Consider the following 12,958-nt stretch of genomic DNA (forward strand, 5'->3'; position numbering starts at 1 on the left):
AACTGCAGAATCCTGCAGCGCAAATGTCCGCGCGCACTATTATAGCATAGATAAGTTTGTGATAACAAGAAATAAGTTGGAATGCTGTAAAGTGTGAAAGCGTATAAGGCGAATGTCAAACCGGGAATATTACCGGCCGGGGTTGTAATGAAATATGTTATATATTAAAATATCTATGAAATGAATGAAAGAACGAAAGGACACGGCTGAAAGCACAGCCGGACATAAGGTGGTCAAGAAAATGGAGAAATATTATATAGTAAAATCGATAGACGGAGATTACGCAAATCTTGTTGATGAGAATGATCTTGGCGGTGAGACAAAGCTCGTTGCAAGGGCGCTGCTTCCGGAAAGTATAGCGGAAGGAACAAGGCTGCACTATGCATTTTTGCAGTATGAAATTGCGGATTAATTTCCTCTTTACAAAACCAGACACATATGTTATCCTACACAAGGTCAACTGACACTTAGTTTGAGGACACCTCTAGGCCTTTTGCCCGGTGTCAGTCATGTATATTATTTTATAGGAGGATTGTTATTATGATAACAAAAGAGCAGAAGCAGGAAATCGTAGCTAAGTACGGCAAGGATGCAAACGACACAGGTTCAACAGAGGTTCAGATCGCACTTCTTACAGCAAGAATCAACGATCTCAACGGACATTTCAAGGCTAATCCAAAGGATCATCACTCAAACCGTGGTCTTCTTAAGATGGTTGGTCAGAGAAGAAACCTTCTTGCATACCTCAAGAGCAAGGATATCGAGGCATACAGAAAGCTCATCGAGAGCCTTGGACTTAGAAAGTAATTTCTATTCGAGCCTTAATACAATAACAATTATGGGAATCATGTGTACACGCATGATTCCTTTTTGTTTGCCCAGACACATTTTTATGGTATCAAATAGTGTAAACAGATGTGTTTGGATATTGTATTTTTTATATTCGTATGATAAAATTTAAAAGATTGTGGAATGACATATCGAGACTTCTATAAAGAATATCATGGATCATCGCTGAAAGATGGCAAAAAGGTTATAAGACATGGTGTTTTTTATAGTTGTTTCGACGTCTTCCACAATACAAATAAATATTAAATCAAGGAGATTTTGAGATGAGTAAGGAATTCAAGAGATACCAGAAGGAGATCGCTGGCAGAATGCTCACTGTTGATATCAACAGAGTAGCTGCACAGGCAAATGGTGCTGCATTTATCAAGTACGGTGACACAACAGTGCTTTCAACATGTACAGCTTCAGAGAAGCCAAGAGACGGAATCGATTTCTTCCCACTTTCAGTAGAGTATGAGGAGAAGTTATATTCAGTAGGAAAGATACCTGGAGGATTCAATAAGAGAGAGGGTAAGGCATCAGAGAACGCTGTCCTCACATCACGAGTAATCGACAGACCTATGAGACCTCTTTTCCCTAAGGATTATAGAAATGACGTAACACTCAACAACCTTGTTATGTCAGTAGATCCAGAGTGCAGACCGGAGCTGGTTGCAATGCTCGGATCATCTATCGCAACATGTATATCAGACGTTCCATTTGACGGACCATGTGCCATGACACAGGTAGGTCTCATCGACGGAGAGTTCATCATCAACCCAACACAGAAGCAGTGGGATGAGGGTGATCTGAAGCTCACAGTTGCATCTACATCACAGAAGGTTATCATGATCGAGGCCGGTGCAAATATTGTACCTGAGGCTAAGATGATCGAAGCTATCTACATGGCTCATGATATCAACCAGGACATCATCGCATTTATCAATGAGATAGTAGCTGAGGTTGGAAAGCCAAAGCATTCATATGTAAGCTGTGCAGTTCCAGAGGAGCTCTTTGCAGCGATTAAGGAGATCGTTCCTCCAGAGGCTATGGAGGAGGCTGTATTCTCAGACGAGAAGCAGGTTCGTGAGGAGAACATCAGACAGATCACAGAGAAGCTTGAGGAGGCATTTGCAGACAACGAGGAGTGGCTTGCAGTCCTTCCAGACGCTATATACCAGTATCAGAAGAAGACAGTAAGAAAGATGATCCTCAAGGATCACAAGAGACCTGATGGACGAGCTATCAACCAGATCAGACCACTTGCTGCTGAGGTTGACATCATTCCTAGAGTCCACGGCTCAGCTATGTTTACAAGAGGACAGACACAGATCTGTAACGTATGTACACTTGCTCCACTTTCTGAGATCCAGAGAGTTGACGGACTTGACGAGAACGTTACATCCAAGAGATATATGCACCACTACAACTTCCCTTCATACTCAGTAGGAGAGACAAAGGTTTCAAGAGGACCTGGACGTAGAGAGATTGGACACGGTGCACTTGCTGAGAGAGCACTTCTTCCTGTACTTCCAAGTGAGGAAGAGTTCCCATATGCGATCAGAACCGTATCAGAGACATTTGAGTCAAATGGTTCAACATCAATGGCATCAACATGTTCATCATGTATGTCACTCATGGCTGCCGGTGTTCCTATCAAGGCTATGGTTGCCGGAATCTCATGCGGACTTGTAACAGGTGATACAGACGACGATTACATCGTACTTACAGATATCCAGGGACTTGAGGACTTCTTCGGAGATATGGACTTCAAGGTAACAGGTACAACAGAGGGTATCACAGCTATCCAGATGGATATCAAGATTCACGGACTTACAAGACCTATCGTTGAGGAGGCTATCGCAAGAACACGTGAGGCAAGACTCTTCATCATGGAGACATGTATGAAGCCGGCCATCGCAGCTCCAAGACCAACGGTCAATGAGTTCGCGCCAAAGATCAAGCAGATCAAGATCGATCCAGAGAAGATCGGTGAGGTTATCGGACAGAGAGGTAAGACTATCAACACTATCATCGAGGAGACAGGTGTTAAGATCGATATCGATGATGAGGGAAGAATCTCTATCTGTGGCGTAGAGCAGGCAGGTATGGACAAGGCTATCGAGATGATCAACATGATCGTAGAGCCTCTTGAGGTTGGCAAGAACTACCATGGTAAGGTTGTAAAAGTTATCGACTGTGGAGCTATCGTATCGCTTGCACCTAACAAGGATGGACTCATCCACATCTCAAAGCTTTCAGACAAGAGAGTTGCAAAGGTTGAGGATGTTGTAAATGTAGGTGATGAGGTTGACGTTAAGGTCATCAAGATCGACGAGAGAGCAGGAAGAATAAGCCTGAGTCTCAAGGATGTACAGTAAATAACAGTTCTGAGCTAAACTATAATAAGGATATTTTTTATAAGGGTAAATTTGATGTCTCGAAGCCGGTCTGTCATATGGCCGGTTCCGGGGCATTGTAGTAAATAAAGGCATACATAAACAAACTAAAAAATAAATGCAGATTTAAGGGGGAACATATGAGATACGGTTATTTTGACGAACAGAACAAAGAGTATGTAATTGACAGACCAGACACCCCGGCACCTTGGGCAAACTACCTTGGTTCACCGGAATACGGAGCTATAATCTCCAACAACGCAGGAGGCTACAGCTTTGAGAAGTCAGGAGCAAACGGAAGAATACTGAGATACATATTTAACAGCTTTGATCAGCCTGGAAGATATGTATATCTTCGCGATGATGACACAAAGGATTACTGGTCAGCATCATGGCAGCCGGTAGGCAAGAGTCTTGATGTGTATAAGAGTGAATGTCACCATGGAACGGCATATACAAAGATGTATGCAGAGTATTCTGATATCAAGTCAGAGGTGATGTATTATGTTCCACTTAACAAGACACATGAAGTGTGGAAGGTGAGAGTTACCAACAACTCTGATAAGCCTCGTAACCTTTCAGCTATCGGATACTGTGAGTTTACAAATGACTGCAATTATGAGCAGGATCAGGTAAATCTCCAGTATACACTGTTCATAACCAGAACATATTTCATGGACAACAACAAGATCCTTCAGGTCATCAATGAGAATGTTGAGAAGGCTGAGATCAATGGAAGTAAGGCAAACAAAAGATTCTTTGCACTTGCCGGAAGTGATGTTGCATCATACTGTGGTGACAAGGAGGAGTTCCTTGGAAGATATCACGGCTACGGCAATCCGATCGGAGTTATAAATGGAGATCTTGGCAACAAGCTCAACTACAACAGCAATGCCTGCGGTGGACTCCAGACAAAGTTCACACTTGCTCCGGGTGAGTCAAAGGATTTTGCATTCATAGTCGGAATGAAGGACAATGACGCTGCAAATGCTGTCATAGCCGGATACGCAGATCCTGCCGCAGCATGTCAGAAGGAGCTTGACGAGCTGATCGAGTATTGGCATTCAAAGCTCAACAACTTCCAGGTGCACACACCTAGTGATTCATTCAACAACATGGTAAATACGTGGAATGCATACCAGTGTTTCATGACATTCATATGGTCAAGAGCTGCATCATTCTCATACTGTGGTCTGAGAAACGGATATGGATACAGAGATACAGTTCAGGATATCCAGGGCGTTATCCACCTTGCACCTGAGATGGCTCTTGAGAAGATCAGATTCATGCTGTCAGCACAGGTTGACAACGGCGGTGGACTTCCACTTGTAAAGTTCACACATAACGCAGGTCATGAGGATACACCGGATGATCCATCATATGTACAGGAGACAGGACATCCTGCATACCGTGCAGACGACGCACTTTGGCTGTTCCCAACTGTATATAAGTATATTGCTGAGTCAGGCAACCTTGACTTCATAGACGAGGTTATTCCATTTGCCAACAAGGATGAGGGTACAGTTTATGAGCATCTTAAGAGAGCGATAGATTTCTCCATGAACAGACTTGGAGATAATGGTATGCCGGCAGGACTCTGGGCAGACTGGAATGACTGTCTGAGACTTGGAAAGAGAGGCGAGTCAACATTTGTTGCAATGCAGCTCTACTATGCGATGACAGTTATCAAGTATTTTGCTGAGATGAAGGATGATGCAGAGTACATAGATTACATCAACAGCATTCAGTACAAGATGGGTGAGACCATTCAGGAGAAGTGCTGGGAGGATGACAGATTCATCCGTGGATACAAGGAAGGCGGACAGGTCATCGGTTCAAAGAATGATCCTGAGGCAAGCATGTGGCTGAATCCTCAGTCATGGGCAGTTATAAGCGGACTTGCCACAAGAAAGCAGTCTGAGATCGCCCTTGAGTCTGTTCACAGGGAGCTTAACACAGAGTACGGTGTGAGACTTATGTTCCCACCATACAGAGAGCATGCATTTGACGGAGCACTCATGCTTCTGTTCAATGCAGGAACAAAGGAGAATGCAGGTATATTCTCACAGCCACAGGGCTGGATAATACTTGCCGAGGCGCTCATGGGACATGGAAACAGAGCGTTTGAGTATTTCAACGAGAGCTCTCCTGCATCCATGAATGATAAGGCAGAGATCAGAAAGCTTGAGCCATACTGCCATGGACAGTTCACAGAGTCTGTTGGAAGTCCATTTGAGGGTCGCGCTCATGTACACTGGCTTACAGGTACAGCATCCACATGTATGGTTGGCTGCGTTGAGGGTATCATGGGTATGAGACCAGACTTTGGCGGAATCAAGATCGCGCCTTCAGTCCCATCAGACTGGAAGGAGTTTGAGATCGAGAAGATGTTCAGGGGTAAGAAGCTCTCAATCAAGGTTCAGAATCCTGATGGACATGAGAGCGGTTTCCAGAGCCTCACATTAAATGGTGAGAAACTTGAGGCCAATTATATCCCTGCTGACAAGCTTGCTGATACAAACGATATCGTGCTTGTAATGTAATGAATATAAATACATTATTTATACCATATTAAGTTAAGAAGGGCTCAGCCCTTCTTAATTTTTGCCCTGATGCGGAATGAGTGGATTGGGGTTGGAAGGTGGTGCAGGCGAAGTGGAATCGGTATCGATCGCTGAGAGGTTAAAACTCACTGACAACATACATGTTATGGATGTTCCAGGTGGAGGTTATATCCTGTTATGTGGAATATATGGAGAGATTGAGGGGCATGACAAGCTTCCTGCCGGTATGAAGAGTACAAGCTACGAGAAGCTGCTTCCGGTGATAGCCCAGGCAGAAAACTGCGGAGATGTAAAGGGAGTCTTGACTCTGATAAATACGGTCGGAGGCGATGTTGAGTCCGGACTTGCCATATCTGAGATGTTGTCCAGCCTGTCAAAGCCGGTCGTCAATATCGTGCTTGGCGGCGGACATTCCATAGGAGTTCCTCTGGCGGTGTCGGGAAATGTGTCTTTTATAGTGCCGACCGCAACGATGATAGTTCATCCAATAAGGACAAATACGGCGGTGCTTGGAGTTAAGCAGAACTTTGAATATATAGAGAAGATGCAGGAGAGGATCATACAGTTCACAGTGGATCACTCATCTATAGACAGGAAAGAACTGGAGAAACTTATGTTTAACACGACAGAGCTGACCAAGGATGTGGGCTCGGTTCTGATAGGAAAACAGGCTGTCGAAAAAAGGGTTATAGACAGGATCGGTGGTATGTCGGCGGCTTTAAAAACGCTGTATGACTTGATTAATTAAGAAAATGATAGTAAAATTCCATAGGATATTGTATAAACATCGATCAAGGGAGGTTGGTCATGAGCTTATTACAGGCAATTTTGATGGGAATAATACAGGGAGCTACAGAATTCCTTCCAGTCAGCAGTTCGGGACATCTGGCTATTTTCAAGAATATTTTTGGAGTGAAGACCGATACGGGTATATTATTTGACATACTGCTCCATTTTGGCACGCTGGTTGCCATATTTATAGTCTACTGGGCAGATATAAAGAAGCTTGTTATAGAGGGACTCAAGATAGTTGGAGACTGCTGTGTCAATCTGGTAAATTTCATAAAGAACAAGACCTCGAAGGAGGGACAGATATATCCGTATAGGAAGATTGTGTGTACGGCATACAGAAAGTTTGTTATGCTCATACTCGTGTCAACTCTTACGACGACGGTGATCGCAGTCCCATTTGACAAAGCTATAGGACATGCGGGAGATACACTTTTGATACCGGGTATCTGTCTGTGTATAACATCTGTTATCCTGTATTTTGCGGACAGACTGCCGGCTGGTAAGAAAAGTGCGGCAAAGGCTACATACAGAAACGCCATATTTGTAGGTCTGGCACAGGCTGTTGCTACGCTTCCGGGAATATCAAGATCCGGAAGTACGATAACTGCAGGCCTGGCATGCGGCTACACAAGAAAATTCACGGTAAAGTATTCATTTATAATGTCGATACCGGCTGTTCTGGGAGCAGTCATACTGGAGATACCTGATCTGTTTAAGTCATCTATTTCAGGAACTGATGTTGTAAATTACATAGTTGGAATGGTAGTTGCAGGTGTTGTTGGATATTTATGTATAAAATTTATGCTTTATACGGTCAAGAAAAAGAATTTTAAGGGCTTTTCCATATATTGTATGATCGCGGGAATCGTGTCTGTAATATGGTATTTTGTTGCTTAAGATTTAGAATAGAGGTAGAAAATGGCTGCTGGTAATAAAAAGTCATACAAGAACAATACATCAAAGAATGGCACGTCCAAAAACGCTGCGTCTAAAAAGACTGTGGCAAAGAACTCTTCAAAAGGTGGATCAAATAACAGGACATCTGCGAAGAAGAATACTGCATCGAAAAAAACATCTGCCAGATCAAAGGCTGCCATAGAACGCAAAGCCCGGGAAGAGGAACTGGCAAGGCAGAAGCAGATGAGAAGTGAGATCATACTCATAGTTCTCTTTGCATTTTCAGTATTTCTGCTACTTGCAAACTTCAGGATCTGCGGAATAGTGGGAGATACCGTATCGGGATTTTTCTTTGGAATAATCGGTTTCAGCGAGTACATATTCCCAGTATATCTGTTTGTGTCGGCTGCCTATCTTATATCAAATGATTTCAGGAGGAAGATCGTCAAAAAGGTTGTATATTTTGGCGTTGTGCTCATCCTGTTGTCCATGGTATTTCAGGCTATATATTCATCGACCTTTGAGTCGGTCAAGGTTCTGTACATGGATGGGTATAAGGACAGATCGGGCGGAGGAGTTATATGCGGAGGAATATTCTTTGTGATAAGGACACTGCTTGGAGTTCCGGGTGCGTGCATAGTAATATTTATAGCTGCGGTTATCATGTTCATTCTCATAACGGAGATATCAGTTATAGACGAGATCAAACTTTTCATAGCATCTATCCGTGAGCGCAGAGAAAGCGATGATGACGAACAGTATGAAGATGAGGAGTATCAAAGTGACAGATATGACGATGGTTATTACTCACATGATGTAAATGATACTCCGGTTCGCAGAGTGAGACCATCGATGGCAAATCTCAATGTGTACAGCAGCGATAAGTCCAAGGATGACAGAGCTTCCGACAGGACTGCTGCAACGCAGGTCAAGCCAAGGAAGACTAAGCCACAGAAGAATGTAGAGAGGGAGCCTGCCAGGGATTTCTTTGCCATGGAGGATGTCCACGAGCTCACTCCAGGAGATGGCGCTGTGGATATGTCCTATGATGAATTTAACAATGATATAGAGAAAATCGTCATGACCGACAAAGAGGAGATCGTCAATCCAGTTCAGATAGACAGAAAGGATCCTGTGCATAAACCGGTGCGGAAGCCTGCACCTGTGAAGAGAAGAAAGCCGATGGTCGTAACTCCTGAAGAACCAAAGCTGGCTGCTGTGGACACTGATATGGAGGATGCAGAGATACTTTCATTTACTGATGATGCGGAGGATGTCCTTGCGGGAGCGGTAAATGGCAATATGCATCCAGAGAGTGTGTCAGATTACAATCCGCTCTACGACTCTGCATTTGCGGAGGAGGAGAAGACGGATACCGCGGCTCAAAGCAAAAAGAAGCCGGCGGTACAGACTGAGAGCTCAAAGCAGTATCAGGAGGGAAGAAAATATAAATTCCCAACGGCAGATCTGCTGTCCCAGCCTAAAAAGACGAACAATTCCAACAGGGATGCCCATGTCAGGGAGACAGCCATCAAGCTTAAGAATACCCTCGAGACATTTGGCGTCAATGTAACCATAACAAACTATAGCTGCGGTCCTGCTGTAACGAGATTTGAGATGCAGCCGGAGCAGGGTGTCAAGGTCAGCAAGATACTGAACCTTGCGGACGACATAAAGCTCAACCTTGCGGCTGCGGATATACGTATAGAGGCACCGATACCTGGCAAGGCAGCCATAGGAATAGAGGTTCCTAACAAGGAGAACTCAATTGTGGCGTTCCGGGAGCTTATAGAATCAGATAATTTCAAGAACCTCAAGTCCAAAGTGGCATTTGCGGTTGGTAAGGATATAAGTGGACAGGTCATCGCAACGGATATTGCCAAGATGCCGCATCTTCTGATCGCCGGAGCCACAGGTTCGGGTAAATCAGTGTGTATCAATACACTTATAATGAGTATACTGTACAAAGCCACACCGGAGGAGGTAAAACTCATAATGATAGATCCTAAGATGGTTGAGCTTGCATGCTACAATGGCATACCACACCTTCTGATACCGGTCGTAACAGATCCAAAGAAGGCGGCAGGGGCACTCAACTGGGCTGTCATGGAGATGACAAGAAGATACCAGCTTTTTGCTGAGCACAGTGTACGTAATATACAGGGATATAATGACAAGGTTGAAAATGCCGTTATAGCGGGAGCTGATGGAGAAAAGCTGACCAAGATGCCACAGATAGTGGTCATAGTGGATGAGCTTGCAGATCTTATGATGGTTGCACACGGCGAAGTCGAGGATGCTATAGTGAGACTTTCACAGCTTGCCAGAGCAGCGGGTATACATCTTGTCATAGCAACACAGAGACCGTCGGTTGATGTCATAACAGGTCTCATAAAGGCAAATGTTCCATCGAGAATAGCATTTGCAGTTTCGTCGGGAGTTGATTCCAGAACCATACTTGATATGGTAGGAGCAGAGAAACTTCTTGGAAAGGGAGATATGCTGTTCTATCCGACAGGCTATCCTAAGCCGGTCAGAGTACAGGGCGCATTTGTGTCGGATGATGAGGTTACAGCGGTTGTTGATTTCCTCAAGAAGAACAATGGCGTGGGAACATATGATGAGGAGATATCCAAATCAATATCCGGAAATGGTGGATCAGGCGCCACAGCGATAGGTGGGGCTTCAGCCAGTGATAAGGATGAATATTTCGTGGAAGCGGGAAGATTCATTATAGAGAAAGAAAAAGCTTCTATAGGTATGCTTCAGAGAACGTTCAAGATAGGCTTTAACAGAGCCGCAAGGATCATGGATCAGTTGATGGCCGCGGGAGTAGTTGGCCCGGAGGAGGGCACAAAGGCCAGAAAGATCCTGATGACTCAGGAACAGTTTGATGAATATATAGACACTAATTTATAAAAAGCGGAGGATAAGAGCTATGATGACAGACATTGAAATTGCACAGAAGGCTGAGATGAAGCACATAAGGGAGGTTGCTGCAAAGCTCGGAATATCAGAGGATGACCTCGATCTCTATGGAAAGTATAAGGCAAAGCTCTCAGATGAGCTTATAAAGAAGGTTGAGGGCAACGAGAACGGAAAGCTTATCCTCGTTACAGCCATCAATCCAACACCTGCAGGAGAGGGAAAGACGACAATCACTGTAGGACTTGGTGAGGCTATGGGACAGCTTGGAAAGAAGGCGGTTATAGCACTTCGTGAGCCATCACTTGGACCATGTTTTGGAATCAAGGGTGGTGCAGCCGGCGGCGGATATGCACAGGTAGTACCTATGGAGGATCTCAACCTCCACTTTACAGGAGATTTTCATGCTATAACATCTGCAAACAATCTCCTTGCAGCCATGATGGATAACCATATCCATCAGGGAAATGCACTGAGAATAGATGTGAACAGAATAGTGTTCAAGAGATGTATGGATATGAACGACAGAGTTCTCAGACACACAGTTGTCGGACTTGGAAAGCGTGTCGACGGAGTGCCTAGAGAGGACGGATTTGTCATCACAGTTGCATCGGAGATCATGGCTATTCTCTGTCTTGCAAGTGACATGAAGGATCTTCAGGAGAGACTTGGCAGAATAATCGTTGCATACAACATGGACAATGAGCCTGTGACAGCGGCTGATCTCAAGGCTGTAGGAGCTATGGCAGCGCTCTTAAAGGATGCCATCAAGCCAAACCTTATCCAGACACTTGAGCATACACCGGCAATCGTACACGGCGGACCATTTGCAAATATAGCACATGGATGTAACAGTGTAATGGCTACAAAGACAGCATTAAAGCTTGCAGATTATGTAATAACAGAGGCAGGATTTGGCGCAGATCTCGGAGCTGAGAAGTTCTTCGATATCAAGTGCCGTATGAACAACCTTAAGCCGGATGCGGTGGTTCTGGTTGCTACAGTAAGAGCCCTCAAGTACAATGGCGGAGTTGCAAAGGCAGATCTCGGAGAGGAGAATCTTGACGCGCTTAAGGCTGGTATAGTAAACCTTGAGAAGCATATTGAGAATCTTCAGAAGTATGGTGTTCCTGTTGTTGTAACTCTGAATAGATTTGTCACAGACAGTCAGGCAGAGCTTGACTTTGTCAAGAAGTTCTGCGAGGACAGAGATTGCGATTTTGCTCTTGCAAATGTATGGGAGCAGGGAGGCAAGGGTGGTATAGACCTTGCAAATGCAGTGCTCAACACGCTGGAGAACAAGAAGAGCAACTTCAAGGTGCTCTACGATGACAGCCTTTCAATAAAGGATAAGATAAATTGTATTGCTACAGAGATATATGGCGCGGATGGTGTTACATACAGCGCAGAGGCCAGCAAGGCCATCGCCAAGATCGAGGAGATGGGATTTGGTAACTTCCCTGTATGTATGGCAAAGAACCAGTATTCTCTGTCAGATGATCCAAAGAAGCTTGGAAGACCTACAGGATTCGATATAAATATCCGTGAGGTTTATGTCAGTGCAGGAGCAGGATTTGTGGTAGCGATTACCGGAACTATCATGACCATGCCTGGACTTCCAAAATCCCCTGCGGCAGAAAGGATTTATGTTGATGATAACGGCAAGATCGTCGGATTATTCTAGGAGGACAAATAAATGTATAAGCTTATAGATGGTAAGGTTATATCAAAACAGATAAAGGATGAGCTCAAGGAGAAGGTTGCGGGACTCAAGGCAGAGGGCGTAGAGATATGCCTTGCTGTCATTCAGGTCGGAAATGATCCTGCATCGTCAGTATATGTTGGAAATAAGAAGAAGGCATGTGAGTATATAGGAATAGGTTCACTGTCATATGAGCTCCCAGAGGAGACAACTGAGGAGGAGCTTCTTGCACTTATAGAGAAGCTCAACTCTGACGACAAGGTGAACGGAATACTTGTACAGCTCCCGCTTCCAAAGCATATAGATGAGGATAAGGTCATAAAGACCATATCTCCAAAGAAGGATGTGGACGGCTTCCATCCGATGAGTGTTGGTGCACTCAGCATAGGACAGCCGGGCTTTGTGTCGTGTACACCAGCCGGAGTTATCCAGCTCATCAAGAGATCAGGAATAGAGATAGAGGGTAAGGAGTGCGTGGTACTCGGCAGAAGCAATATAGTAGGCAAGCCTATGAGCATGCTGCTGCTCCGTGAGAACGGAACCGTAACCGTGTGCCATTCCAGAACAAAGAATCTCAAGGAAGTGTGCAGACGTGCTGATATACTCGTGGTGGCAATAGGAAAGCCAGAAATGATCGATGCATCTTACATCAAGGAAGGCGCAACAGTTATAGATGTGGGAATCCACAGGAATGAGAATAATAAGCTCTGCGGTGATGTGGATTTTGAATCAGCCAAGGAGGTTGCCGGAGCGATAACTCCTGTACCTGGCGGAGTCGGCCCTATGACCATAGCCATGCTCATGTCAAACTGCGTGGAATCAATAAATATAAACTAAGAATAAGTGCAAAA

General features: G+C 44.6%; 9 protein-coding genes. All 9 read left to right on the forward strand.

Annotation, left to right across the window (positions count from 1 at the left end):
- The first annotated feature begins 241 nt into the window (after positions 1-241).
- The 9 genes from ABUA31_RS00375 to folD all read left to right on the forward strand — a co-directional run bounded on the left by ABUA31_RS00375 (position 242) and on the right by folD (position 12,944).
- Positions 242-412, forward strand: coding sequence for a hypothetical protein (locus ABUA31_RS00375; protein WP_055144551.1), 171 nt, complete (start codon positions 242-244; stop codon positions 410-412).
- Between the two features lie 128 nt (positions 413-540).
- Positions 541-807 carry a 30S ribosomal protein S15 gene (gene rpsO, locus ABUA31_RS00380; protein ID WP_004851136.1) on the forward strand — a complete coding sequence of 89 codons (267 nt, stop codon included), beginning with the start codon at positions 541-543 and terminating at the stop codon, positions 805-807.
- A 305-nt stretch (positions 808-1,112) separates the two neighbouring features.
- Complete coding sequence (locus tag ABUA31_RS00385) at positions 1,113-3,209, forward strand: polyribonucleotide nucleotidyltransferase (protein ID WP_022216529.1); 2,097 nt, start codon at positions 1,113-1,115, stop codon at positions 3,207-3,209.
- 158 nt (positions 3,210-3,367) lie between these two features.
- A complete protein-coding gene (locus tag ABUA31_RS00390) occupies positions 3,368-5,770 on the forward strand; it encodes a glycoside hydrolase family 94 protein (protein ID WP_055222577.1) in 2,403 nt (800 codons plus the stop codon).
- Positions 5,771-5,846: 76 nt separating this feature from the next.
- On the forward strand, positions 5,847-6,539 hold the full coding sequence (locus ABUA31_RS00395; RefSeq protein ID WP_055144542.1) for a ClpP family protease: 693 nt from the start codon (positions 5,847-5,849) through the stop codon (positions 6,537-6,539).
- A 59-nt stretch (positions 6,540-6,598) separates the two neighbouring features.
- On the forward strand, positions 6,599-7,480 hold the full coding sequence (locus ABUA31_RS00400; RefSeq protein ID WP_349818334.1) for an undecaprenyl-diphosphate phosphatase: 882 nt from the start codon (positions 6,599-6,601) through the stop codon (positions 7,478-7,480).
- Positions 7,481-7,501: 21 nt separating this feature from the next.
- The gene (locus ABUA31_RS00405; protein ID WP_349818335.1) at positions 7,502-10,399 is read left to right on the forward strand and encodes an FtsK/SpoIIIE family DNA translocase; all 2,898 of its coding nucleotides are present in this window, start codon (positions 7,502-7,504) and stop codon (positions 10,397-10,399) included.
- 19 nt (positions 10,400-10,418) lie between these two features.
- The gene (locus tag ABUA31_RS00410; protein WP_349818336.1) at positions 10,419-12,089 is read left to right on the forward strand and encodes a formate--tetrahydrofolate ligase; all 1,671 of its coding nucleotides are present in this window, start codon (positions 10,419-10,421) and stop codon (positions 12,087-12,089) included.
- 12 nt (positions 12,090-12,101) lie between these two features.
- Positions 12,102-12,944, forward strand: coding sequence for a bifunctional methylenetetrahydrofolate dehydrogenase/methenyltetrahydrofolate cyclohydrolase FolD (gene folD / locus ABUA31_RS00415; protein WP_117549001.1), 843 nt, complete (start codon positions 12,102-12,104; stop codon positions 12,942-12,944).
- Positions 12,945-12,958: the final 14 nt, after the last annotated feature.

Source organism: Coprococcus sp. RTP31081st1_H1_RTP31081_211007 (assembly GCF_040227275.1).
Taxonomy (GTDB): Bacteria; Bacillota; Clostridia; order Lachnospirales; family Lachnospiraceae; genus Coprococcus; species Coprococcus aceti.